The sequence below is a fragment of the Roseovarius nitratireducens genome (assembly GCF_002925845.1).
In the GTDB taxonomy this organism is placed as follows: Bacteria; Pseudomonadota; Alphaproteobacteria; order Rhodobacterales; family Rhodobacteraceae; genus Roseovarius; species Roseovarius nitratireducens.
The window spans coordinates 152,835-177,913 of record NZ_PDNI01000058.1 but is presented as its reverse complement, the minus strand read 5'-3'; the positions used below and the strand labels follow the sequence as shown (position 1 = coordinate 177,913).

Below are 25,079 nucleotides of genomic sequence, written 5' to 3'. Positions count from 1 at the left end.
CTCAGCCGGTGCCGCCCCCCTCGCCCGATGCGTCGCGCCAGCGGTTGACGATCGGGTAGCGCCGGTCGAGCCAGAAGGCCCGCGACGACAGCCTTGTCCCCGGCGCGGCCTGGAAGCGCTTGTATTCGCTGATGTAAAGCAAATGCTCCACCTTCCGGGCATCCGCCGCGTCATGGCCCGCCGCCACGCAGTCGGCGATCGAGCCGTCCTGATCCACGAGGATGTCGAGGATCGAATCGAGCACCGGGTAATCGGGCAGCGAGTCGCTGTCCTTCTGATCGGCGCGCAGCTCGGCGCTCGGCGGCTTGTCGATCACCCGCGGCGGGATCACCTCGCCCGCCTGCCCCCGCATCCACACCCGGTGATTGGCGTTGCGCCAGCGACAGATGTCGAAGACCCGCGTCTTGTAAAGATCCTTGATCGGATTGTAGCCACCCGCCATGTCGCCGTAGATCGTGGCATAGCCCACCGCCACCTCGGACTTGTTGCCCGTGGTCAGCAGCATCTCGCCGAACTTGTTGGAAAGCGCCATCAGCAAGAGGCCGCGAAGCCGGGACTGGATGTTCTCCTCGGTGATGTCCGGCGCGCAGCCCGCGAAGAGCGGCGCGAGCGTGTCGGTGATCGCCGCGCGCCCCGCCGAGATCGGCACGGTATCATAGCGGCAGCCGAGATTTTCGGCCACGGCCCGCGCATCATCGAGCGACGCCTCCGACGTGTATTCCGAGGGCAGCATCACGCAGCGCACATTCCCCGCCCCGAGCGCATCGACGGCAATCGTAGCGACAATCGCGCTGTCCACCCCGCCCGACAGGCCCAGCAGCACCCGCTCGAACCCGGCCTTGCGCAGGTAGTCGCGCAACGCGAGAACCATCGCGTGGTAATCCTGCTCCAGATCGCCGGGCAGATGCGCCAGCGCGCCGGGGCGCGCGCGCCAGCCCTCGGCGCCGCGCTCGAAATCGACCTGCGCCACCGCCTCCTCGAACATCGGCAACTGCATCGCCAGCCCACCGCCCGGGTTGAGCACGAAGGAGCCGCCGTCAAATACCTGGTCGTCCTGTCCGCCGACCATGTTGAGATAGGCGAGCGGCAGCCCGGTCTCGACCACCCGCGCCACCATGTGGTTCTGCCGCAGCGCCATCTTCTCGCGGTAATGCGGCGAGCCGTTGGGCACCAGCAGCATCTCGGCCCCCGTCTCGGCGAGCGTCTCGGCCACGTCCGGATACCAGCTATCCTCGCAGATGGGCGAGCCGATGCGCACCCCGCCCACCGCATAGGGCCCGTTGACCTGCCCGCTCTCGAACAGGCGCTTCTCGTCGAACACGGTCTCGTTGGGCAGGTGATGCTTGAGCACGCGCGCGGTGATCCGCCCGCCCTGCAGCACGTAATAGGCGTTGTAGAGCCCGACGCCGTCGAGCGCGGGGCCGCCGATCGCCAGCGCCGGCCCCTCGGCGCAGTCGCGCGCCAGCGCCTCGATGGCGGCAATCGCGGCCTGGTGAAAGGCCGGTTTCAGTACCAGGTCCTGCATGTTGTAGCCGGTGATGAACATCTCGGGCAGCGCCACCAGATCGGCCCCCGCCGCGCGCGCCTCGTCCCACGCCCCGCGTGCAAGCGCGGCGTTTCCCGCCAGGTCGCCCACCGTCGGGTTGAGCTGTGCCAGTGTCAGGCGAAACCTCTCGGCCATGCGCGTCCCCTCGCCGCTTTGCCCTGATGATCTAGCAGATCGCGGCGCGAGGAAAAGCCGAATTGCCCGAATCCCGTTGTCACATGCCGCGGGCTCATCTAGATTTGCAGCGCCTGCCGCCATTTCTGGCGGGCGAGAGGCATCGGGGCAGACATGACACGCATAGTGATGCATACGACGATCCTGACCGCCGCGCTCGTCGCGGGCCATGCAGGCTTTGCGCAGGACGACGAGGTGCGGACCAAGCAATACGACGACGGCGGCATATACGAGGGAACGTTCAAGGACGGTCTGCAACACGGCACCGGCACCTACACGCTGCCCAACGGGTATGAATATTCCGGCGAATGGGCCGAGGGCGAGATCCGCGGCGAGGGCGTCGCGCGCTTTCCCAACGGCTCGGTCTACGAGGGCGAATTCGCGCGCGGCAAGCCGCACGGCCTGGGCAAGATCGTGTTTGCCGATGGCGGCACATACGAGGGCGAATGGGCCGAGGGTGAGATCACCGGCCAGGGTGTCGCGGTCTATGCCAATGGCGTGCGCTACGAGGGTGGATTTCTCAATGCCATGCATCATGGCACCGGCCGCATGGAAAGCCCGAACGGCTATCGCTACGAGGGTGACTGGGTCCGCGGCGTCAAGGAGGGAAGCGCCACCATCACCTATCCCGACGGCGCGGTTTACGAAGGCGAGGTCAAACGCGGCGCACGCGAGGGCGAGGGCAAGCTCACCATGCCCGACGGGCTGATCTACGAAGGGACGTGGAAGGACGGCCAGATTGACGGCACCGGCAAGCTCATCCAGCCCAACGGCGATGTCTACGAGGGCGATCTGGTCGCTGGTCAGCGCGAGGGCAAGGGCCGCGTGACCTACGCCAACGGCGATGTCTACGAGGGTCAGTTCAAGGACGACATGCGCCACGGTCAGGGGGTATTCACCGGCACCGACGGCTATCGCTACGAGGGCGAGTGGCAGAACGGCAAGATATCCGGCACCGGTCGCGTAACCTATCCGGACGGCTCGGTCTACGAGGGTCAGTTTCGCGACGATCTCGCCAACGGGCAGGGCAAGATCACCTACCCTGACGGCTCGACCTACGAGGGCGAATGGGTCGGCGGCGTGATCGAGGGCACGGGCCGCGCCACCTATCCCAGCGGGCTGGTCTACGAGGGCGAGTTCGTGAACGCGCGCAACCACGGCCACGGCGTGATGACCTATCCCGACGGCTATCGCTACGAGGGCCAGTGGAACGACGGGCAGCGCCACGGGCAAGGCACGGCCACCTATCCCGACGGGACCATCTACGACGGGGAATTCGTCGATGGCCAGCGCCACGGGCAAGGCAAGATCACCATCCCCGACAACCCCGACACGCCCGAGAACGACCGCTTCGGCTACGAGGGCGAGTGGCGCGAGGGCGAGATATCGGGGCGCGGCGTGGCAACCTATGCCAATGGCGATGTCTACGAGGGCATGTTCCTCTCGGGCAAGCGGCAGGGCGAGGGCACGATGCGCTACGCCGGCGGGAAAGAGGCGAGCGGCACCTGGGAGGACGGCGTGCTTACCGACAATCTCACCCGCACGGAATAGTCAGACCTCGTCGCCCGCATCGAGCCGCGCCAGAACTGCCGCAGCGCGGTCGCGCGCGGCCTGGTGGCGCTCCGGGTCCATCCGGTCCCATCTCCGCTAAACCGGACCCATCCGCAGATTGCACCCGAACCGGTCGCGATGGCGCACGGCCGAGAGCACCAGCGCGATCTTCCTGGGGTGGTGGGGGACGTAGCTTCCCTCCTCCATCACCTCGGGCCATCACCACCGCGTCGGAAGCCTTGTCAGCCGCGCGCCACGCGGAGAGATCGTGGCTCAGCTGGTCTCCTAGCACCAGGACAAGACGGCTCACCACGGCACCGGCTTGCCCTGCCAGTCAAAGAATTGGCCGCTGTCCCCGGGCACGAGATCGCCGATCATCGCGAGCAGATTCTGCGCCGCCTCCTCCGGCGGCACCGACGGGTGACGCCCGAGATACTTCTCGGTGAACGGGGTGGCCACGGTGCCGGGATGCAGCGCCACGCAGACGGCCTCGCGGTGGCTGCGCGCGAGCTCGATCGCGCCGGTGTGGATCATCTGGTTGAGCGCCGCCTTGGCGGTGCGGTAGCTGTACCAGCCGCCAAAGCCGTTATCCCCGATCGAACCCACCCGCGCCGACAGCGCGGCAAAGACCGAGCGCCGGTCGCGCGGCAGCAGCGCCACGGCATGCTTGAGCACCAGCGACGGCCCCACGCAATTGAGCACGAACTGGTCCACCATCGCCTGTGCCGTTACTTGCTTCAAAGCCTTCTCGGGCCGCGCGCCGCCGATTTCCAGCGCGCCGGTCGCCACCAGGATCAGGTCGTAGGGACCGGAAAGCCGCGCCAATGCCGCCCGCACGCTGCCCTCGTCGGTCACGTCGAGCCCGTCACCCGACCGCGACAGCCCCGTGACCGCGACGCCCCGCGCGCCAAGCGCCTGCGCCACGGCAGCGCCGATCCCGCCCGAGGCGCCGATGATCAATGCGGTGTCCATCTCGCCAGAGCTAGCCGGGCGCACCCCCGCATCAAGCATCGCGCGCCGCCAAATTCACGCTTTTCAACCGCGCGCCCCGCTCTTATAGTGACCGCCATGATGATGCAGGCCCATATCCGGATGTCGCATCGCGCCCCGGCGCGTGCCGATGGCCTGCGCGCGCTCCCCGGCCTTCTCCTGCTTAGCCGCCTCTGAGCGTGCCCCGCGGCGCGAGCGCTCAGAGGATGTGCACCCCCGCGCCCCAAGGCCAACGGACATCATTGAACAAAGAGACCCGACATGACTGATACAGCCAAGGACCGCGTTTCGCCGGAGGCGAAAAAAGACAGGGTGGTCATTTTCGACACCACGCTGCGCGACGGCGAGCAAAGCCCCGGCGCGACCATGACCCACGAGGAAAAGCTCGAGATCGCCGGGCTGCTCGACGAGATGGGCGTCGATATCATCGAGGCGGGTTTTCCCATCGCCTCGGAGGGCGATTTCCGCGCCGTGAGCGAGATCGCCAAGCAGGCCAGGAACGCCACGATCTGCGGCCTCGCCCGCGCCAACCTCAAGGATATCGACCGCTGCTGGGACGCGGTGAAACACGCCAACTCTCCGCGCATCCATACCTTCATCGGCACCTCGCCGCTGCACCGCGCGATCCCCAATCTGGACATGGACCAGATGGCCGAACGCATCCACGAGACGGTGACCCATGCCCGCAACCTGTGCGACAACGTGCAATGGTCGCCGATGGATGCCACGCGCACCGAATGGGATTACCTGTGCCGCGTGGTGGAAATCGCGATCAAGGCGGGCGCGACCACCATCAACATCCCCGACACCGTGGGCTATACCGCGCCGGTCGAGAGCGCGGACCTCATCCGCCGCCTGATCGAAACGGTGCCGGGCGCCGACGAGGTGGTGTTCGCCACCCATTGCCACAACGACCTTGGCATGGCCACGGCCAACGCGCTCGCCGCGGTCGCAGGCGGCGCGCGGCAGATCGAGTGCACGATCAACGGGCTGGGCGAGCGCGCGGGCAACACCGCGCTGGAAGAGGTGGTGATGGCGCTGCGCGTGCGCGGCGACATCATGCCCTATGAGACCGGCATCGATACCCGCAAGATCATGCACATCTCGCGCCGGGTCGCCGCCGTCTCGGGCTTTTCCGTGCAGCCCAACAAGGCCATCGTCGGCAAGAACGCCTTTGCCCACGAATCGGGCATCCACCAGGACGGGATGCTCAAGAACGCCGAGACCTTCGAGATCATGCGCCCCGAGGATGTCGGCCTTGCCGCCACCAATATCGTGATGGGCAAGCATTCGGGCCGCGCCGCGCTGCGCGCCAAGCTGCATGACCTGGGCTATGACCTGGCCGACAACCAACTGGGCGACATCTTCGTGCGGTTCAAGGAACTCGCCGACCGCAAGAAGGAGGTCTATGACGAGGACCTGATCGCACTGGTCAATGCCGGGCTCGACGACGAGACCGACCGCCTGCAGATCAAGCGGCTTCAGGTGGTGTGCGGCACCGAAGGCCCGCAACAGGCAACCCTCACCATGCTGATCGACGGCGAGGAGAAATCCACCGAGGCCACCGGCGACGGGCCGGTGGACGCCACGTTCAACGCGGTCAGGGCGCTGTTTCCGCACGATGCGCGGCTGCAACTCTACCAGGTGGCCGCCGTGACCGAGGGCACCGACGCGCAGGCCACCGTGAGCGTGCGGATGGAGGAAGACGGCCGCATCGTCACCGGGCAGTCGGCGGATACCGACACGGTCGTGGCCTCGGCCAAGGCCTATGTCCACGCGCTCAACCGGCTTCTCGTGCGGCGCGAGAAGACCGGCGCGGACAAGCGCGAAGTGAGCTACAAGGACGTCTCATAAGGCCGCGCTGCGGCCCATCCCGCGCGCCCGCGCAATCCAGCGGGCGCGCGCTTGGCCTCATTGGCGGTCGTCGCGGCGCTCGCGCAGGATCGCGCGCTCGTCATGGACGAGGCCGAGGCAACCGACCTTTTGTGGACGCTGCTTTCCATCCCGACATGGGAACACCTCACGCGCCTCTGCGGCTGGTCGCAGGAGCGCTACCTGTCAGAAATCGCCCGCCTCGCCCACCTTGCACTGTCAGGCAAGCCGTGAGCCGCGCCTAGTCCGCCCACTCCCAGGGCCGCACGAACCGGCCGAGCACATGGCCCATCGCCTCTTCGTCCACCTCGCCGGTGCGGGTCAGTTGCGCCACCAGCCCGCGCTTCTTGTCATCGACGACCGAGGTCACCTGCGCCGCGATCCCCGCCTCCTCAAGCGCGGCGTTATAGATGCGGGTGATGGCGCGCTTGCGCAGGTCGGGCTTGAACACCTTGCCGACGGCGGTCTTTGGCAACTCGTCCAGCACCTCGACATGTTTGGGGATCGCCGCGCGCTCGTGGACATGCACCTTGCAGTATTCGCGCAGCTCCTCGCCCGTGGCGGTGCCGCCCTCGACCAGCTCGACATAGGCGCAGGGCATCTCGCCCGTGTGGGCATCGGGCTGACCGATGGCCCCGGCCATCGCCACGTCGTGGTGCGTCATCAGCGCCTCCTCGATCTCGGCGGGGTCGATATTGTGGCCGCCGCGGATGATCAGGTCCTTGGCGCGGCCCGTTATCCAAAGGTACTCATCGGCATCGAGCCGCCCCAGATCGCCGGTACGCAGGTATTTGCCGTGGTAGTAGAGGCTCGCGTTCTTCTCGGCCTCGGTATAGGTGTTGCCGGTGAAGACGCCGGGGTTGGAGACGCAGATCTCCCCCACCTCGTCGACCTCGCACTCGACCGGGCCATCCGGGGTTTCCTTGATGATGCGCACCTCCGTGTAGGGAAACGGCACGCCGACCGATCCCACCTTCTTTTCGCCCGCGGGCGGGTTGCACGACACAAGGCAGGTCGCCTCGGTGAGGCCATAGCCCTCGATCACGGTCATGCCGGTCGCCCTCTCGAACCGATTGAACAGCTCCAGCGGCATCGGCGCCGAGCCGGAAAAGGCGTTCTTGACGGTCGAGAGATTGGCATCCACCTTGCGCTGCATCAGCGCCGAGACGGCGGTGGGCACGGTGATGACAAAGCTGATTTTCCAGCGCTCGCACAGCTTCCAGAAATTGTCGAATACCCCCTCGCCGCGATAGCCCGCGGGCGTGGGAAAGACGACATGCGCCCCCGACTTGATGCAGGCCATCAGGATCACGTGGCAGGCAAAGACGTGAAACAGCGGCAACGGGCACATCACGTTGTCGTCTTCGGAAAAGAGCAGCGTGTGGCCGAGCCAGCCATTATAGACCAGCCCGGAATACTTGTGCTGCGCGACCTTGGGCATTCCGGTGGTGCCGCCGGTGTGGAAATAGGCCGCCACCCGGTCGCCCGCGCTGTCCGCAAAGGTCAGCGCCTTCGGCTGCCCGGCCAGGGCCTTGTGAAAATCCATCGCATCGGCATGATGGTGAACCGCGTTTTTCGGGCGCACCAGTGGCACGATCCAGCTCTTGGGCGGGCTGAGATAGCGGTTGAGGTCGATCTCGAGCACGGTGTGGACCTGCGGCGCATGGCGCACCGCCTCGGCGGTCTTCTGCGCGATGTCCGTCTTGGGAAACGACTTGAGCGTCACGACGACCTTGGCGCCGGTCTCGCGCAGGATGGCACCGATATGCTCGGGCTCCAGCAGCGGGTTGACCGGGTTGACGATCCCGGCGATCGCGCCGCCGATGGTGGCGGTCGCCGTTTCGACGCAGTTGGGCAGTACCAGCGCCACCACGTCCTGCTCGCCGATCCCGAGGCTGCGGAACAGGTTGGCCGCCTGGCAGCATTGTTCCTGGAACTGCCGCCATGTCAGCGTCACCGCGTTGTCGGCGGGCCCCGATGTGAGCTGGTAGCTCAGTGCCGGACGGTCAGGAAAGGCCTGCGCCGTGGCGCTCAGCATCTCGTGCAGCGTGGCGGGCGTTTCGCGCGCCTCCCACGGCATCTCCTTCTCGATCGCAAGCGCGTCCTGACGCGAGCTGAACGTCATGGCCTCTTCCTCCCTTTCCCGCGCCTCTGGCGGCACGGCTCTCTCCCGTGCACGCCAGAATGTGCGGGAACGGGGCGCGGCGCAAGTTTTACGCGGCGTTCCGACGTGCCGTCAGCCGTCGGCGCCGAGGCACTCCGCCAGCGCCCCGGCCATGTCCCCGATGAGAGCCGGATAGAGCGCGGGCCCCGGCGCGTGGCGGCCTCCCAGCGGGTCGAGCACGCCGTGGCGGGCAGTATCGCCAAACACCGACGAGACCCGCGAGCCGTCGAATTGCGGCTCGGTGAATACGCAGACGATCCCCGCCTCCCGTGCCATGTCACGCAGCGCGGCGATTCGCGCCGGCCCCGGATCGGCGGCGTCGCCCAGCGCCAGCGCCCCGGTGGGGGCCAGCCCGAATCGCGCTTCGAAATACTGGTAGGCGTCGTGGTAGACGAGGTAGGGCGTGTCCTGCACGGGCGCGAGGCGCGCGGCGATCCGGTCCTCCAATGCGACCAGCTCCTGCGCGGCCTGTGCCGCGTTGGCGGCGTAGCGCGCGGCGTTGTCGGGGTCGTGCTCGGCCAGTTCCGCCGCGATCACGTCAAGCCAGGCGCGCGCGTTCGCCGGGTCGAGCCAGGCATGCGGATCGGCGCCGTCATGGGCGTGGGCATGGTCATCGTGCCCGTCCTCCTCGTGCCCGTCCTCCTCGTGCCCGTCCTCCTCGTGCCCGTGCCCGTCATGCTCATCATCGCCATGCCCGTCCGCGTCCGCCGCCGCGAATGTCAGCCCCTCGCGAAAAGTCCGCACCGTCGAGTTGCCCGCTCCCAGCAACGTGACCACATGCGCATCGCCCGCAAGCGTCTCTACCGAATCCGCCAGCCACGGTGTCAGCCCCTCGCCCATCCAGAACACCACCTCGGCGCGATCAAGCGCCGCCGCCTCGGAGGGGCGCATGGAATGGCCGTGCGGCGACGCGCCCGGCGGCACGATCAGCGCGGGCTCGCCCACCCCGTCCATCACCCGCGCCACCAGCGAATGCACCGGTGCGATATCTGTGGCCACCTGCGGCGCGGCCATGCCTGGGGCGGCGCATCCCAGCGCCAGTCCGAAAGAAACGAGAAACCGGGTCGGCATGCAATCCTCCATATGTTACCTTATTACATATCTGCCGGGGTTGATAATCGTTATGATGTAACATATCAAGCCGCAATCGACCGCTGGAGACCGCCATGCACACACTCGGATTCGAGCATCACGACCATCACCGCTGCAAGCGCGAGGCGCTCGATGCAGCCGAGGCGCATTGCGCGCGCCACCGGCTCAATCTCACGCCCCAACGCCGCCGCGTGCTCGAAATCCTGCTAGAGGGGCACCGCGCGATGGGGGCCTACGAAATTCTCGACACGCTGCGCGACGAAGGGCTCGGGGCACAGCCGCCGGTGGCCTACCGGGCGCTCGATTTCCTCGTGACCAACGGCTTCGCCCACAAGATCGAGCGGCTCAACGCGTTCATCGCCTGCACCCACCCGGATGCCACGCACACCCCGGCCTTCCTCATCTGCCGAATTTGCGACGCGGTCGCCGAGACCCATGCCGAACCGGCGCGCGGAATGCTCGGCGCCGCCGCCGAGGCCGCCGGATTCGAGATCGAACAGGCGGTGGTCGAGGCCGTAGGCCGCTGCCCGCGCTGCCGCGACGGGGCCGCGCCATGCCGCTGATCGCCGCCACCGGCCTCTCCGTGCGCCTTGGCCGCGCCGAGGTGCTGCACGATGTCTCGCTCAGCCTCGAGCCGGGTGAGATCGTCACCATCGTCGGCCCCAACGGGTCGGGCAAGTCCACGCTCTTGCGCGCGCTGATCGGCGCGGTGCCGGTGAGTCGCGGCCATGTCCGCCGCGCACCGGGGCTGCGCATCGGCTACGTGCCACAGCGCCTGCACATCGACCCGACCCTGCCGATGACGGTGATGCGGTTTCTCGCCCTGCCCCGCCGCCGCGCCGCGAGCGACCTGCGCGCCGCGCTCGACCGCGCGGGCTTGCCCGACCTGCGCCACCGTCAGATGGCGGACCTCTCCGGCGGGCAGTTCCAGCGCGTGCTGCTGGCGCGCGCGCTGATGGACAGCCCCGACCTGCTGATCCTCGACGAGGCGACGCAGGGCCTCGATCAGCCGGGGTCGGCGGCGTTCTACCGCCGAATCGAGGAGGTGCGCCAGGAGATGGGCTGCGCGGTGCTGATGGTCAGCCACGAGTTGCACGTTGTGATGAGCGCGTCCGACCGGGTGATCTGCCTCAACGGCCACGTCTGCTGCGAGGGCCGCCCCGAGATCGTCGCGCAGGCCGAGGAGTACCGCGCCCTCTTCGGCACCGGCACCCATGGCGCGCTCGCGCTCTACCGCCACGAGCACGGCCACTCGCACGACCACGACCACGACCACGACCACGACCATAACCACGATCACAGCCACGAGGCCGCCGAATGATCCTCGATGATTTTCTCGTGCGCGCGGCTCTCGCGGGCCTCGGCGTGGCGCTGGCCGCGGCGCCGCTCGGCAGCTTCGTCGTCTGGCGGCGCATGGCCTATTTCGGCGATGCCACGGCCCATGCCGCGATCCTCGGCGTGGCTCTGGCGCTGGCCTTCGATGCTTCGGTCTTTGTCGGCGCGCTGGTAATGTCGCTGATGATGGCGAGCGCGGTCTCCACCCTCTCGGGGCGCGGCTTCGCGATGGACACGCTCCTGGGCGTGCTGGCCCATTCGGCGCTCGCCTTCGGGCTGGTGGGGGTGTCGTTCCTCTCGGGCGTGCGACTCGACCTGATGGCCTATCTCTTCGGCGATATCCTCGCCGTCAGCCGGGGCGACCTTGCGGTGATCTGGGGCGGCGCGGCGGGGGTCGTGGCGCTGCTGGTGTGGCGCTGGCAGGCGCTGCTGACCGCGACGCTCAGCCCCGATCTGGCGTGGTCCGAGGGGATCGACCCGCGGCGCGAGCAGATGGTGCTGACGCTGGCACTGGCGCTGGTGGTGGCGGTGGCGATCAAGGTGGTGGGCGTGCTGCTGATCGCCGCCATGCTGATCGTGCCCGCCGCCGCCGCCCGCCCGCTCTCGGCCACGCCCGAGCGCATGGCCCTGATCGCGACGGTGATCGCCGGGGCGGCGGCACTGGGCGGGCTCGCTGCCTCGTTCCGGCTCGACACGCCCACCGGCCCCACCATCGTTTGCGTGGCTGCGCTCATTTTCGCGCTGACCATGACCGGCCATAGCCTGAGTAGAATTATCGGAAATAACCGTTGACTCATTCTGTCAGACTTGCGAGATATTCCCGAGAAAAATACTCGGACCAAGCAAGAGGAGTTTCCGATGAACCCGATCAAGGCTGCGCTCTCGGCCACCGCGCTGATCGCCCTCACGGCCCCTGCCTTCGCGCAGGAGGTCAATCTCTATTCCAGCCGTCACTATGACAGCGACGACGCGCTCTATGCCGCCTTCACCGAGAAGACCGGCATCACCATCAACCGCATCGAGGCCAAGGCCGACGAGCTGATGGCGCGGATGGAGGCCGAGGGTGCCAACAGCCCAGCCGACGTGTTCATGACCGTCGATGTGGGCCGCATCTCGCGCGCCGAGGAAAGGGGGCTGCTTCAGCCGTTCGAATCGGCGGTGATCGAGGCCAACGTACCCGCCCACCTGCGCGACGACGAGAATCTCTGGACCGGCCTGTCGCAGCGCGCGCGCATCATCTTCTATTCCAGGGGACGGGTCGAGAACCCGCCGCAAACCTATGAAGAGCTTGCCGACCCCAAGTGGAAGGGCCAGGTCTGCATCCGCTCGTCCTCGAACATCTACAACCAGTCGCTCATGGCCTCGATCATCGAGACCCACGGCGAGGAACCGGCCCGCGATTGGGCCGCCGGCATCGTCGCCAACATGGCACGCGCGCCGCAGGGCGGCGATACCGATCAGCTTCGCGGCATCGTCTCGGGCGAATGCAACGTGGCGGTGGCCAACACCTATTACTACGTGCGCGGCCTCGCCAGCGACGTGGACGGGCTCACCTCGGGTATCGACGGTGTCGGCTTTGTCTGGCCGAACCAGAGCGGGCGCGGGGCACATGTCAACCTCGCCGCCGCCGGCATCGCCGCCAACGCCCCCAACAAGGACGAGGCGACCGCGCTGCTGGAATACCTTGCCAGCGCAGAGGCACAGGCGCAATTCGCCAACGCCAACAACGAGTACCCGGTGATGGCCGGTGTGCCGATCGGCGAACACGTGGCGCAACTCGGCATCTTCATCCCCGACAACGATACGCCCACCTCCTCCTTCAAGGAGCACGCGACCACCGCGCAGACCATCTTCAACGAGGTCGGCTGGGACTGATCCGCGAATTGCGCAATCCGCATCAATGATGCCGGGGAGTCGCAATTTCGAACCGAAAAAGGCTATCAACTTCTTCTGAAATTGCTTTAGGGTCGGGGTCTCCAAACGGGATCGCGGCCCTTTTGCATGAAATCCGTTCGGCTACGCCTGCTCATTCTCGCGCTGCTGCCCCTGGTGGTGCTGATGCCCGCGCTTCTGACGGTGGCGGTCGGGCGGTGGTCGGCCAATTACGACGCACTGCTCATCACCAATGTCGAAACCGACCTGCGGGTGGCCGACCAGTATGTGCAGCGCATCCTGACCACCACCGGCGGCGACGTCACCGCGCTCGCCCGGTCGCTGCGCTTCGACCGCGCGCTGCGCGAGGACGGGGCCGACCTCTCCGGCTTTCTCGCCCGGGAACGCGATACGCTGGGGCTCGATTTCCTCTACTACCTGCCCCGCGAGGGGGCGGGGGAAACCGGCTGGCCGGTGATCGCCCGCGCCGCCGCCGGGGTGCCCGCCACCGAGATCGACCTCTTCGCGCAGGATGACCTCGCCGCCCTCCCCGAAACCGGCCCGGCACTGGCCGACCGCGCCCTTGTGCCGCTCATCCCCACGCAGGCCGCCGTGCCCACCACGCGCACGGTCGAGGATCGCGGCATGGTCGTGCACAGCGCCACGCCGATCACCACCGAGGGGCGCGAGGGGGTGCTGGTGGGCGGCATCCTGCTCAACCGCAACCTCGGTTTCATCGACACGATCAACGCGCTCGTCTATCGCGACAGCGGCGCGCCGGGGGCGCGGCAAGGCACCGCCACCCTGTTCCTCGAGGATGTGCGCGTCTCCACCAACGTGCGGCTGTTCGAGGGCAGCCGCGCGCTCGGCACCCGCGTGTCGGCGGCGGTCCGGCACGCGGTGCTGAACGACGGGCGTACCTGGCTCGACAGCGCCTTCGTGGTCAATGACTGGTATATCTCGGCCTATCGCCCGATCATCGACAGCACCGGGGACCGCATCGGCATGCTCTACGTGGGCTTTCTCCAGGCGCCGTTCGACGCGGCCAAGCGCAACGCCTATATCCTTGTCTTTACCGCCTTTCTCGGCGTGGTCGCGCTCAGCGCGCCGCTTTTCCTGCGGCTTGCGCGCAATATCTTCGCGCCGCTCGAGCGGATGACAGGGACCATGGCCCGCGTCGAGGCGGGCGACCTCGAGGCGCGCATCGGCCCGGTGCCCGCGCGCGACGAGATCGGCACCGTGGCCGCCCATCTCGACAGCCTGCTCGACCAGGTGCAGGAACGCGACCGCGCGCTGCGCGCCTGGAACGACGAACTGAACCAGCGCGTCGATGAGCGCACCGCCGAGTTGCGCGAGGCGAATGCCAAGCTCGAAAGCACCTATCAGCAACTGGTCATGTCCGAGAAACTCGCCTCCATCGGCGAGATCACCGCCGGTGTCGCGCACGAGATCAACAACCCCACCGCCGTCATCCAGGGCAATCTCGACGTGATCCGCGAAACACTCGGGGACCGGGCAGAGCCGGTGCTCCACGAGCTTGGGCTCATCGACCGGCAGGTCGGCCGCATCAGCGCCATCGTCGGCAAGCTGCTGCAATTCGCGCGCCCGACCGAATTCGGCAGCTTCGAGGAAGACGTGGACCTGGGCCAGGTGCTGCGCGACTGCCTCGTGCTGGTCGATCACGTCCTGTCCAAGGCCGAGATAGAGGTCAGCATCTCCGAGGCGCCCGACACCCCCCTCGTCACCATCAACCCCGGCGAATTGCAGCAGGTCATCATCAACCTCGTGACCAACGCAGCGCAGGCGATGGGCACCGGCGGCCGGCTGATGATAGAGACCCGCCCGATGGCGCGCGAGGACCGCCCCGGCGCGGCGCTCGTCGTGTGCGATACCGGGCCGGGTATCCCGAAGGACAAGATCGCCGCGGTGTTCGATCCGTTCTTCACCACCCGGCATGGCGAGGGCACGGGCCTCGGCCTTTCAGTAAGCCAGACGCTGATCCGACAGGCGGGCGGCATCATCACCGCCCGCAACCGGCCCCGGAACGGTGCCGAATTCACCATCTGGCTGCCCGCGCAGGGGGCGCGCTGACCGGGCGCGGGGGGGAATCTGCAGGGATGCGCGCGAGGCGTCGCTCACATCCCGCCGAATTTCTCATCGAGATAGTCCAGCAGCGGCCCCGCTGTCGGCTCTTCCCCGCCGCAGGCGCGCGCGATCACCTGCGGCGGGGCATACCGCCCGCCATGCCGCTGCACCTGCGCCCGCAGCCACGCGGTCGCGCCGCCGGTCTCGCCGCGCGCAAGCTGCGCCTCCAGGTCCGGCACCGCCCCGCGCATCGCGCGGTAGAGGCACCCGGCATAGACATTGCCGAGGCTGTAGGTCGGAAAATAGCCGAACAGGCCCACCGACCAGTGCACATCCTGCAACACCCCGTTCGAGGCCCGATCCACCGCATAGCCGAAATCGGCGGCAAAGCGGTCGTTCCACGCGGCCTCCAGATCACCGGCGCCCAGATCGCCCGCGATCAGCGCCTTTTCGAGGTCAAAGCGCAGCATGATGTGCAGGTTGTACTGCACCTCGTCCGCCTCGGTGCGGATATAGCCGCGATGCACCCGGTTGACCGCGCGATAGAACGTCCCGGCATCCGCCACCCCGAAATCGCCGAACATCTCGCGCATCCGTCCGAACAGCCAGCCGGTATAGGCCCGGCTGCGCCCAAGCTGATTCTCATAAATCCGGCTCTGGCTTTCATGCACGCCCATCGACACGCCCTGCCCCAAGGGCGTCAGTCGATAGGCCGGGTCGATCCCCTGCTCGTAACAGGCGTGACCGGTCTCGTGGATCGTCGAATAGAGGCAGTTGAACGGGTCATGCTCGCTGACCCGCGTGGTGATGCGCACATCGTCGCCCGAGCCGGACGAGAACGGATGCACCGCCATATCGAGCCGCCCGCGCGCGAAATCATAACCGAAATTGCGCGCCAGTTCGCGCGACAGGCGCAGTTGCGCCTGCTCGTCGAAATGCGCGTCCAGGACGGGCCAGTCGCGGTCGAGCGCGCGCGCGCGCAGGTCGACCAGCCGGGGCCGCATCTCGGCAAACATCTCGTCAAGCCGCGCCGCATTCATCTCCGGCTCGAAATCGTCGATCAGCGCATCATAGAGGTCGCGCCCCCGCGCCACCGCAGCCGCCTCCTCGCGCTTCAATCGGATCACCTCGGCCAGCACCGGCGCAAACGCCGCGTAATCGTCGGCAGCGCGCGCCTCGGCCCATTGCCCCTGCGCCCGGCTCGTCAGCCGCGCCAGCGCCACCGCCAGGTCGCCCGGCACCAGCGTCGCGCGATCGTAATCGCGGCGGATATGGTGCAATTGCGCGCACGCCACCTCATCCGTGGCCACGCTCTCCGCCTCGGCCAGCAAATCGCCGCGCCGCGCATCGGTACGCCGCGCATGCAGCACCGCCTGCATCGCGCCACTCTCCTCGGCGCGCTGCTCGGCGGCGCCGCGCGGCATCATCGTCTCCTGATCCCAGCTCAGCCGCCCGGCGACCTGCGCCAGCGCCTGCGTTTCGCGCTCCAGCGCCATCAGATCGTCATATGCTGCCATCTCAGGCCCCCCTCAGCGACGTGGCACGCGGATACTGGCTCAGGAACCGTGCCCGCAGGATCAGCACCCACAGCACCACAGCCACGAATTGGTGCGCGATGGCCAGTTGCCACGGCGCGATATAGAGGACCGTCATGATCCCCAGAACCATCTGCAAGGCCAGCACGCCGATCGCCGCTGTGAATGCCCCCCGCGTCACCCCGTGCGCGCTGCGCCGTCCGCGCAGCCAGACCACCACGCCAAAGGCCAACAACAGATAGCCGCTCACCCGGTGAATGAACTGAACGGTGCCCGGGTTCTCAAAGAAATTCCGCCACCAGGGGCTCAGGTCCATCATGTCGGGCGGCAGGATACCCCCGGCCATCAGCGGCCAGTCGGTATAGGTACGGCCTGCGTCGATCCCCGCCACCAGCGCACCAAGGAGTATTTGCAGAAAGGCGAAATGCATGAGGCCGGTGGAGAGACCGAACAGCCTGCCCTCGCGCCCGCGCCGCGCCTGCATCAATTCCCGCTCCTCACGCCCGAGCGCCATCACGTACCACGCGATCAGCCCGAGGATGACGAAGGCAAGGCCGAGATGCACGGCGAGCCGGTAGGACGCCACCGCGATCATCCCGTCGCCCAGGCCAGAGGACACCATCCACCAGCCGATCGCGCCCTGCGCGCCGCCCAGCGCACCGAGGCCAAGAAGCCGCCCGGTCCAGCCCTTGGGGATCTGCCGCGCCAGCAGGAAGCCAAAGAACCCCAGCGCCCATACGAGGCCGATCACCCGGCCCAGTTGCCGGTGGCCCCATTCCCACCAGTAGATCGCCTTGAACTCGACCAGGCTCATCCCCTTGTTGAGCAATTCGTATTGCGGGATCGCGCGGTACTTGTCGAATTCCTGCTGCCAGACGGAGTCGGACATCGGCGGCAGCGCCCCGGTCACCGGCTTCCACTCGGTGATCGACAGCCCGCTATCGGTGAGCCGGGTAAGCCCGCCGACGGCGATCATCACCACCACCAGCGCAAACAGCAGCATCAGCCACAGGCGAATCCCGCGCCGCGCGCCGCGCCGCCCGGCGTCGATGCCGCCCGCCTTCGGCCCGGCCTTGGGCTGATCCGCGCCCACCTCCTCGAAAATGCTGCGTTTCCCGGTCATGCCCCGCCCCTTGAATTGCCGACGCGGCAGAGATTAGGCCGCGCGCCGCACGCCTTCAACCGCGCCCGCCCCAGCGGACCATCTGCCGCATGATCCCGTGCAGCATCCGCACATCGGCGCGCGTCAGCGGCATCCGGCTCCACATGTTTCGCAGGTTGCGCCGCATCCGCGCCGCCTTGTGCTCGGGAAAGAAGAACCCCGCCGTCTCCAGCCGTTCCTCGTAATGGTTGGCCAGACGCTCGATCTCTTGCCGCTCGGCCCAGTCGGCACCGGCCATGTCCACGCGCTCGGCCACCACCTCGGCCGTGGCACGCCGCCACTCGTAGGCGCAGAGCAACACGCATTGCGCAAGGTTCAGGCTGGGAAACTCGGGGTTGACCGGAACGTTCACCAGCGCGTTGGCGCGGGCCACGTCGTCATTCTCCAGCCCCGCCCGCTCGGGACCGAACAGCATCGCCACCCGCTCTCCGGCAGCGATGCGGCGCGCAGCCTCCTGCATCGCGCGCTCGGGGCTCAGCACCGGCTTGGTCATACCGCGCGCGCGCGCCGTCGTCGCCATCACGTACTGGCAATCGCCAATCGCACCCGCCACGTCGTCAAACAGCCCCGCCTCGTCCAGCAGCCGCCCCGCGCCGCTCGCCATCGCGCCTGCGGTGGGGTTGGGCCAGCCGTCGCGCGGCGCCACGAGGCGCATGCGGTCGAGGCCGAAATTCCACATCGCCCGCGCCGCGGCGCCGATATTCTCGCCCATCTGCGGGCGCACCAGCACGAAGGCAGGCTGAATTCTGTCGGTGTCGGGGATCGCCGGGCCGGTCATCGAGCGAGAGGATACGCCCCGCGCACCTATTCCGCGGCCTCTGACGGACCCGCGGACAGGTTCGGGTTGCCCTGGCCACCCTGACCGCCCTGCTCGCCAGAGCCGCCCTCGGTGCCGTTACCGTTGCCATTACCGTTTCCATTGCCATCATCACCGCCGGACTTGGCGGGCTTGCGGCTGCGCGGCTTGCGGGCGGGCTTGCGCGGTGCGTTGCCACCTTCGCCCTTGCTTTCACCCTTGTTTTCGCCCTTGTTTTCGCCCCGGTTTTCACCCCGGGCCTCGGGCGTCTCGACAAGGCCGCTGTCGTTCGACTCGGCGGGATCGATGATGTCGGGCTGCGGGTTGCGCGCCGGATCGCCGTTCTGACCCTCGCCCTGCCGGGCGTCGCGGTCGCGCGGGCCACCTTCGCGCGGGCCACGGTCGCGGTCACGGTCGGTCTGGCGGTCGCGGTTCTGGCGCTCGTGCTCTTCGCGCCGCGCCTCCTGCTCGCGCTGCGCCTCGTTGAGCATGCGCTGGTAATGCTCGGCATGCTGCTGGAAATTCTCGAACGCCACCCGGTCGTTGCCGAGCTGCGCGTCGCGGGCAAGCTGGGTGTACTTGTCGATGATCTGCTGCGGCGTGCCGCGCACCTTGCCCTCGGGGCCGGAGCTGTCAAAGACCCGGTTGACGACATTGCCGACGGACCGGTTGCGGTTCGACTTGTTCCGCGAACGTGACTTGGATGATCTCATATGCTTGCAGTCCAGCCTTGTGGTCTGAGTGCCGCTTGATCCGACCGGCGCGCCGCGCGCCTCACAATCCCGGATCGGACATGTCTTGGCTTGATATCGCCCGAGACACCCGAAGAGGGGTCCATCTGAGCGATACCCTGTCTAACCATGCCCGCCGGTGCCTTACAAGCGAAAACCACGGTATTTCGCATAGAATCCGCGTATTTTCCCGCAACTCACGCCGTTTCGGCGGGATGCCGCCCCGCCACCACCCGGTCGCGCCCGTCGAGATCGGGCAGGATTCGCACCTGCGCCAGCCCCGCGCGCGCAAACAGGTCGGCCACCTGCGCCCCCTGCGCCGCGCCGATCTCGACCAGCACACGCCCTCCGGGGGCGAGATGCGGCATCACGCCGCCCGCGATCGCACGATAGGCCCCCAGCCCGTCGCCGCCATCGCTCAGTGCGCCCTCGGGATCGTGGCGCACCACCTCCGGCGCCAGCCCCGCCATCTCGGCGGCGGCGATATAGGGCGGGTTCGACACCACGAGGTCGAACCGCCCGGCCACGCCTTCAAACCAATCGCTCTCCACCAGGTCGAGCCGCCCCGCCACCCCATACCGCGCCGCGTTCTCCGCCGCCACGGCCAGCGCGGCACCCGATATATCCGTCGCCACGCCCCGCGCGCCGGACCACTCCGCCAGAAGCGTCACCGCGATACAGCCGCTCCCGGTGCCCAGATCAAGGAGCCGCACCGGCACCGGCCCCGCCAGCGCCTCGGCGATCAGGCACTCGGTCTCGGGGCGCGGGTCGAGCACGTCCGCCGTCACCGCGAAATCCCGCCTCCAGAACACCCGCCGCCCGAGGATGCGCGCCACCGGCTCGCGTGCCACCCGCCGCGCCAGCATCGCGTCGAGCCGCGCCCGCGCGCCCGCGTCCAACTCATCCCCCAGATGCAGCGTCAGGCGGTCGCGCGCCACCCCCGCGGCCTCGGACACCAGCGCGCGCGCATCCCCCGCCGCGCCCTCGATCCCGGCCTCCGCCAGCGCCTTCTGCGCCATCGCCAGCGCCGCGCGCACGCTCATTCCACCTCGGCCAGCAGCCGCGCCTGCGCATCCGAGATGAGCGCGTCGGTCAGATCGTCCAGGTCCCCCTGCATCACCTGGTCGAGCTTGTAGAGCGTCAGCCCGATCCGGTGATCGGTGACACGCCCCTGAGGGAAATTGTAGGTGCGGATGCGCTCAGACCGGTCGCCAGAGCCGACCTGCGCCGCCCGCTCCGCCGCGCGGTCGCCCTGCGCCTTCTGCCGTTCCATGTCAAAAAGCCGCGCGCGCAACACGTCCATCGCGATGTCGCGATTGCGGTGCTGCGATTTCTGGCTGCTCGTGACCACCACGCCGGTGGGCAGGTGGGTGATCCGCACCGCCGAATCGGTTGTGTTGACGTGCTGCCCGCCGGCGCCCGAAGACCGCATCGTGTCGATGCGCAGATCATTCGGATCAATTGCCACGTCCACCGCCTCGGCCTCGGGCAGCACGGCGACCGTGGCTGCCGAGGTATGGATGCGCCCGCCCGATTCCGTCTCGGGGACGCGCTGCACCCGGTGCACCCCGGATTCGAACTTGAGCCGCGCGAACACCCCCTCGCCCTTCACCCGCGCCACAAGCTCTCGCAGACCGCCAAGCTCGCTCCACTGCTCCTCGATCACCTCGAAGGACCAGCCCCGCGCCTCGGCGTGACGGGCGTACATGCGCATCAGGTCGGCGGCGAACAGGGCGGCCTCCTCGCCCCCCGTTCCGGGCCGGATTTCCAGGATCGCGGGCCGGGCATCGGCGACGTCGCGCGGCAACAGCGCCAGCCGCAGCGCCTGCTCCATCTCCGGCAGCCTCGCCTCGATCCCGGCGATCTCGCCCTCGGCCAGCTCGCGCATCTCCGCGTCGTCGAGCATCCCGCGCGCCGCCTCGAGATCGTCCAGCGCCTGCCGGTACGTGCGGATTTCCTCCACCACGGGGCGCAACTCGGCATATTCGCGTCCCAGCCGCGCCAGATCGCCGCCGCCCTGCGCCATCTGCGCCTCGATATACTCGAAACGCTCCACGATCCGCTGCAATCTGTCCAAGGGCACCATGACCGCGATCCTCTGTCCCATCGTCCCGCCCCGGTCAAGGGCGCATCGCCGTCCCTCCCCCACCGCGCCACTCCCCGCCCCGCGCTTCTTCTTGGCTCAAATACCCACTCCCCGGCCTCCCGCTCGTGCGACGCTCGGTCCCGCATCCGTGCCTTGGTGACCGGCGCAGGCCCGTGCTATACTTTTCGAATGCGTTACCTCCTGCCCCTCATCCTCGCGGCCACACCGGCCCTTTCGGACGCCACCATCGGCGGCAAGACGGTGGAGTGCTACTGCACCGATGGCCAGGGCGAACGGGTGGAAATGGGCGAGATGACCTGCCTGCGCGTGGATGGCCGGATGTTCATGGCGCGCTGCGCCATGTCGCTCAACGTGCCGATCTGGCGCAAGGTCAGCGACGGCTGCCTGTCATCGAGCCTCGGCCAGACGCCCGAGCCAGCCGTCGATGCGCCCGGCGTTCACGCCCAGATCTGAGCGGCCAAAGCGCAGCCGCCCGTAAATCTCCAGCATGTTCCCGTCCTGACGCACCGTCGTGTAATCGGGAAAGCCGAACACGCGCGAGCGCGTGACATAGGTCACCATGCCCTGCTCCACCGACCCCGCCAGCACCCGCGTGCGCGGCGTGTCGCGGATGATCGCATCCAGCGCGGCCAGATCGCCCTCCGCGCGCCGCATCGCCCCGCCTTCGAGGTCGCGGTCGGTGATCGTCTCGGGCATCTGGTGCCAGCGCATCGGCTCGGACGGGGCCAGCCGGATAAAGGTCATCACGCCGATCACCGCGACCAGCAACGCCAGCGCGACGAGCTTCAGCAGGGCATCAGCCACCGGCGCCAGGGGGGTCGACGGTGTCGGCCAGCGCCTCGGCCCGGGCGGCGATCTCCGACAGCGTGTCCACCACCTCCTCGGGCACCACCGGCACCTCCACGCGCTCGGGTTCGGGCTTGGGGGTGGCGCGCAGGCTTTCCAGCTCGGCCTCCGCCGTAGCGAGCCGGTCCTGCAGCCCCGCGGTCTTGTCGGCCAGCATCAGCCCGGCCATCAACAACATCCGCGCCTCGGGCACGCGGCCCACCTGTGCGCTCAGCACCGCGGCCTCCTCGTCAAGCAATTTCGCCGCGAAACGGAGATAGCTCTCCTCACCCTCCTGGCAGGCCACCTCGAAGGTCCGCCCGTCGATCTCGATGGTCACCTCGGGCATCACGCGTCCTCCGTCTGATCCGCTGCGCCGGGCGCGGCCCCGGCCACCGCACTGTCGATCTCGGCCAGCACGGCCGCGATCTCGTCATGATCCGCGTCCCTTGCCACGCGCAGCGCGTCAAGCTCGGCCTGAAGCGAGGCGTTGATCGCGTCCGGGTCTGCCACACCCGCCGCGTGCGCCGTGCGCAGCGCCGCGTTGCTTTCACGCAGCTGCGCGTTGGCCGCGCGCAGCGATTGCAGGTCGGCATCGAGCCGCGTCATCGTCTCGGACTGCGCGCCCTGCCCGTCCTGCCCGCCCTGCCCGTCCTGCGCGGCGGCGAGCGCCGCCTCCTTTTCCTCGAGCCGCTCATGCAGCACCCGGATACGCTCTTCCAGTTGCGCGGTCACGAGCCGCTCATCCTCCAGCTCCTGCCGAAGGGTGGCCAGCTCCGCGCCATCGGTCGCGTCATCGTCCTTTCGCACAGCCTCCGCCTCGGCGCGGGCCTCCACGCCCCGCTGGATGCGCTCCAGCGCCGCGGTGATCCGGGTCTGCAACTCCTCGATCTGGTTCATCTCCCCGATCCCTCGTTTCTTTCTGTCCTTGACCTCAACGAATCGCACGACTGGTAGGTGTCGATCAAGTCTAGACGCATCAGGGCGAAAATGCGCCCCCCAACGGCCACGCGCACCGCCGCCACGGGCCGCGCCGCGCTTGAATTCCCGGTGCGGGCTGGTATTGAGCGGTCAACCGCCACACCGCTCAAAGGACGCCCCCTTGGATATCGCAGCCCTGCGCGCAGCGCACCCCGACCATTGGACCAAAGCCGCGGCCATCCGCGCGCTGACCCTCGACGCCGTCGCCGCCGCCAAATCCGGCCATTCCGGGATGCCGATGGGCATGGCCGACGTGGCCACCGTGCTTTATGAAAAGCACCTCAAGTTCGATCCGCGCAATCCCGACTGGCCCGACCGCGACCGCTTCATCCTGTCGGCGGGGCACGGCTCGATGCTGCTCTATTCGCTGCTGCACCTGACCGGCTATGCCGACATGACGATCGGGGAAATCCGCAATTTCCGGCAATGGGGCGCGCGCACGGCGGGCCACCCGGAATACGGCCACGCCAGCGGCATCGAGACCACCACCGGCCCGCTCGGGCAGGGCATTTCCAACGCCGTCGGCTTCGCCATCGCCGAGGAATCCCTGCGCGCCCGCTTCGGGCCCAAGCTGATGGATCACCGCACCTACGTGATCGCCGGTGACGGCTGCCTGATGGAGGGGGTGAGCCAGGAGGCGATCACCCTCGCGGGGCGCCAGCGCCTGTCGCGACTCACCGTGCTGTGGGACAACAACAACATCACCATCGACGGCAGCGTGGACCTCGCCGATCGCACCGATCAGGTGGCGCGCTTCCGCGCCAGCGGCTGGGAAGTGATCGAGATCGACGGCCATGACCCCGACGCCATCGACGCCGCCCTCACCGCGGCCAAGGCGTCCGATCTGCCCACGATGATCGCCTGCAAGACCCATATCGCGCTCGGCCACGCCGCGCAGGATACCTCCAAGGGCCACGGCGCACTCACCGACATGGACCAGCTCGCCGCGGCCAAGACCGCCTATGGCTGGCCCCACGGCCCGTTCGAGATCCCGTCGGACGTCAAATCCGCCTGGGAAGAGATCGGCCGCCGCGGCGCGCCCGAGTTCGACGCCTGGGCCGCCCGGCTCGAATCCGCCTCGCCCACTCGGCAGGCCGAGATCACGCGCATCTTCGCCCGCGAGGTGCCGGCCAAGCTCACCTCCCGCATCCGCGCGCTGAAAAAGCAGATCAGCGAGGAAGCCCCCAAGGTGGCCACCCGCAAGTCGAGCGAGATGGTCCTCGAGGTGATCAACCCGATCATGCCCGAGACCATCGGCGGCTCGGCCGACCTGTCGGGCTCGAACAACACCCGCTCGGGCGACATGACCGTGTTCGACATCGATAACCGCAAGGGCCGCTACATCCATTACGGCATCCGCGAGCACGGCATGGCCGCGGCGATGAACGGCATGGTGCTGCATGGCGGCATCCGCCCCTATGGCGGCACCTTCATGTGCTTTACCGACTACGCCCGCCCCGCCATGCGGCTGGCGGCGTTGATGAAGGTGCCGACCGTCTTCGTCATGACCCATGACAGCATCGGTCTGGGCGAGGACGGCCCCACCCACCAGCCGGTCGAGCACCTGGCGATTTCACGCGCCACGCCCAACACCCATGTCTTCCGCCCCTGCGACACGGTCGAGACCGCCGAGGCGTGGGAACTGGCCCTGCAATCCAAGGACGCGCCCTCGGTTCTGTCGCTCACCCGCCAGGGCCTGCCGACGCTGCGCACCACGCACAAGACCAAGAACCTCAGCGCGCAGGGTGCCTACGTGCTGGCCGAGGCCGAGGGCAAGCGCCGCGCGATCATCCTCGCCACCGGCTCGGAGGTCGAAATCGCGATGCAGGCACGCGATCTGTTGCAGGCCGAGGGCATCGGCACGCGGGTCGTCTCCATGCCCTGCTGGGAGCTGTTCGAGGATCAGACCGAGGCTTACCGCCGCCGCGTCCTGCCCGCCGGGCCGGTGCGCGTCGCGGTCGAGGCCGGGGTCCGCTTCGGCTGGGATCGCTGGCTCTACGGCGAGCGCGGCCGCCGCGACAAGGGCGGCTTCGTCGGCATGCACGATTTCGGCGCCTCCGCGCCCGCCGAGGTGCTCTACGAGAAGTTCGGCATCACCGCAGAGGCGGTGGCCGCCGAGGTGAAATCGCTGCTCTGAGGCGACACCGGGGGGGGGGGCGCCGACGCGCCCCCCACAGCTTGGCCCCCGGTTATGTGCCGCAAGGCAGGGCGCGGCGGCACTTGGCCTGGAACGGACGTTCGGTGCCTGGCCCCGGCGCGGA

23 protein-coding genes and 1 pseudogene are annotated in these 25,079 nt (G+C 68.2%); 10 read left to right on the top strand and 14 right to left on the bottom strand.

Translation table 11 applies throughout. From position 1 onward, the window contains the following. Position 1 precedes the first annotated feature (1 nt). The gene (locus CRJ03_RS10895; RefSeq protein ID WP_104018891.1) at positions 2–1,681 is read right to left on the bottom strand and encodes an NAD+ synthase; all 1,680 of its coding nucleotides are present in this window, start codon (positions 1,679–1,681) and stop codon (positions 2–4) included. Positions 1,682–1,849: 168 nt separating this feature from the next. Here CRJ03_RS10895 and CRJ03_RS10890 point away from each other — a divergent pair, with 168 nt between their 5' ends. Next, complete coding sequence (locus CRJ03_RS10890; protein WP_240611645.1) at positions 1,850–3,271, top strand: MORN repeat-containing protein; 1,422 nt, start codon at positions 1,850–1,852, stop codon at positions 3,269–3,271. A 141-nt stretch (positions 3,272–3,412) separates the two neighbouring features. On the opposite strand, the pseudogene CRJ03_RS20325 reads toward CRJ03_RS10890, so the two are convergent. Together CRJ03_RS20325 and CRJ03_RS10880 are read right to left on the bottom strand one after the other, a co-directional pair. Next, positions 3,413–3,581 (bottom strand): annotated as a pseudogene (locus CRJ03_RS20325) (cryptochrome/photolyase family protein); the annotation flags it as partial. Then, entirely contained in the window at positions 3,578–4,243 is a 666-nt protein-coding gene (locus tag CRJ03_RS10880; protein ID WP_104019182.1) for an SDR family NAD(P)-dependent oxidoreductase, read from the bottom strand. The pseudogene CRJ03_RS20325 and the gene CRJ03_RS10880, both read right to left, overlap by 4 nt. Before the next feature lie 279 nt (positions 4,244–4,522). Between CRJ03_RS10880 and CRJ03_RS10875 the strand changes: the two genes are divergently transcribed. Beyond that, complete coding sequence (locus CRJ03_RS10875) at positions 4,523–6,115, top strand: 2-isopropylmalate synthase (RefSeq protein ID WP_104018889.1); 1,593 nt, start codon at positions 4,523–4,525, stop codon at positions 6,113–6,115. A gap of 51 nt (positions 6,116–6,166) precedes the next feature. Then, the gene (locus tag CRJ03_RS10870; protein WP_104018888.1) at positions 6,167–6,367 is read left to right on the top strand and encodes a hypothetical protein; all 201 of its coding nucleotides are present in this window, start codon (positions 6,167–6,169) and stop codon (positions 6,365–6,367) included. A gap of 7 nt (positions 6,368–6,374) precedes the next feature. On the opposite strand, the gene CRJ03_RS10865 is transcribed toward CRJ03_RS10870, so the two are convergent. Next, positions 6,375–8,258: an acyl-CoA synthetase gene (locus CRJ03_RS10865; protein WP_104018887.1), complete on the bottom strand. Its 1,884-nt coding sequence runs from the start codon at positions 8,256–8,258 to the stop codon at positions 6,375–6,377. Between the two features lie 111 nt (positions 8,259–8,369). Further along, on the bottom strand, positions 8,370–9,368 hold the full coding sequence (locus tag CRJ03_RS10860; protein WP_240611644.1) for a zinc ABC transporter substrate-binding protein: 999 nt from the start codon (positions 9,366–9,368) through the stop codon (positions 8,370–8,372). 95 nt (positions 9,369–9,463) lie between these two features. Here CRJ03_RS10860 and CRJ03_RS10855 point away from each other — a divergent pair, with 95 nt between their 5' ends. From CRJ03_RS10855 to CRJ03_RS10835, 5 genes are all read left to right on the top strand, one after another. Then, positions 9,464–9,952, top strand: coding sequence for a Fur family transcriptional regulator (locus CRJ03_RS10855; protein WP_104018885.1), 489 nt, complete (start codon positions 9,464–9,466; stop codon positions 9,950–9,952). Beyond that, positions 9,943–10,710: a metal ABC transporter ATP-binding protein gene (locus CRJ03_RS10850; RefSeq protein ID WP_104018884.1), complete on the top strand. Its 768-nt coding sequence runs from the start codon at positions 9,943–9,945 to the stop codon at positions 10,708–10,710. The genes CRJ03_RS10855 and CRJ03_RS10850 overlap by 10 nt, the downstream gene beginning before the upstream one ends. Beyond that, entirely contained in the window at positions 10,707–11,516 is an 810-nt protein-coding gene (locus CRJ03_RS10845; protein WP_104018883.1) for a metal ABC transporter permease, read from the top strand. Before CRJ03_RS10850 ends, CRJ03_RS10845 begins: the two co-directional genes overlap by 4 nt. A 66-nt stretch (positions 11,517–11,582) precedes the next feature. After that, positions 11,583–12,599, top strand: a complete 1,017-nt coding sequence (locus CRJ03_RS10840) for an extracellular solute-binding protein (protein WP_104018882.1) — start codon at positions 11,583–11,585, stop codon at positions 12,597–12,599. 126 nt (positions 12,600–12,725) lie between these two features. Further along, positions 12,726–14,687, top strand: a complete 1,962-nt coding sequence (locus CRJ03_RS10835) for a sensor histidine kinase (protein ID WP_104018881.1) — start codon at positions 12,726–12,728, stop codon at positions 14,685–14,687. A 44-nt stretch (positions 14,688–14,731) separates the two neighbouring features. Here the strand turns inward: CRJ03_RS10835 and CRJ03_RS10830 are convergent, their stop codons facing one another. From CRJ03_RS10830 to prfA, 6 genes are all read right to left on the bottom strand, one after another. Further along, positions 14,732–16,198: a carboxypeptidase M32 gene (locus tag CRJ03_RS10830; RefSeq protein ID WP_104018880.1), complete on the bottom strand. Its 1,467-nt coding sequence runs from the start codon at positions 16,196–16,198 to the stop codon at positions 14,732–14,734. Between the two features lies 1 nt (position 16,199). Next, on the bottom strand, positions 16,200–17,339 hold the full coding sequence (gene ctaA, locus CRJ03_RS10825) for a heme A synthase (RefSeq protein WP_104018879.1): 1,140 nt from the start codon (positions 17,337–17,339) through the stop codon (positions 16,200–16,202). 55 nt (positions 17,340–17,394) lie between these two features. Then, entirely contained in the window at positions 17,395–18,156 is a 762-nt protein-coding gene (locus CRJ03_RS10820; protein WP_104018878.1) for an RNA methyltransferase, read from the bottom strand. Between the two features lie 26 nt (positions 18,157–18,182). Beyond that, positions 18,183–18,887 carry a DUF4167 domain-containing protein gene (locus CRJ03_RS10815; protein WP_104018877.1) on the bottom strand — a complete coding sequence of 235 codons (705 nt, stop codon included), beginning with the start codon at positions 18,885–18,887 and terminating at the stop codon, positions 18,183–18,185. A 215-nt stretch (positions 18,888–19,102) separates the two neighbouring features. After that, positions 19,103–19,948, bottom strand: a complete 846-nt coding sequence (gene prmC, locus CRJ03_RS10810) for a peptide chain release factor N(5)-glutamine methyltransferase (protein ID WP_104018876.1) — start codon at positions 19,946–19,948, stop codon at positions 19,103–19,105. Beyond that, positions 19,945–20,991 (bottom strand): peptide chain release factor 1, encoded by a 1,047-nt coding sequence (prfA, locus tag CRJ03_RS10805; protein ID WP_104018875.1) that lies wholly within the window; start codon positions 20,989–20,991, stop codon positions 19,945–19,947. The genes prmC and prfA overlap by 4 nt, the downstream gene beginning before the upstream one ends. Before the next feature lie 189 nt (positions 20,992–21,180). Between prfA and CRJ03_RS10800 the strand changes: the two genes are divergently transcribed. After that, a complete protein-coding gene (locus tag CRJ03_RS10800; RefSeq protein WP_104018874.1) occupies positions 21,181–21,465 on the top strand; it encodes a hypothetical protein in 285 nt (94 codons plus the stop codon). Here CRJ03_RS10800 and CRJ03_RS10795 read toward each other — a convergent pair. Genes CRJ03_RS10795 through CRJ03_RS10785 form a run of 3 tightly spaced genes read right to left on the bottom strand, consistent with a single transcriptional unit; the run spans position 21,400 to position 22,737 of the window. After that, positions 21,400–21,756, bottom strand: coding sequence for a DUF1499 domain-containing protein (locus tag CRJ03_RS10795; protein WP_165375309.1), 357 nt, complete (start codon positions 21,754–21,756; stop codon positions 21,400–21,402). The two genes, CRJ03_RS10800 and CRJ03_RS10795, sit on opposite strands and share 66 nt — an antisense overlap. Before the next feature lie 52 nt (positions 21,757–21,808). Then, the gene (locus CRJ03_RS10790) at positions 21,809–22,186 is read right to left on the bottom strand and encodes a cell division protein ZapA (RefSeq protein ID WP_104018873.1); all 378 of its coding nucleotides are present in this window, start codon (positions 22,184–22,186) and stop codon (positions 21,809–21,811) included. Continuing rightward, complete coding sequence (locus tag CRJ03_RS10785) at positions 22,186–22,737, bottom strand: hypothetical protein (protein ID WP_104018872.1); 552 nt, start codon at positions 22,735–22,737, stop codon at positions 22,186–22,188. The genes CRJ03_RS10790 and CRJ03_RS10785 overlap by 1 nt, the downstream gene beginning before the upstream one ends. Positions 22,738–22,939: 202 nt before the next feature. Here CRJ03_RS10785 and tkt point away from each other — a divergent pair, with 202 nt between their 5' ends. Further along, on the top strand, positions 22,940–24,955 hold the full coding sequence (tkt, locus tag CRJ03_RS10780; RefSeq protein ID WP_104018871.1) for a transketolase: 2,016 nt from the start codon (positions 22,940–22,942) through the stop codon (positions 24,953–24,955). Positions 24,956–25,079: the final 124 nt, after the last annotated feature.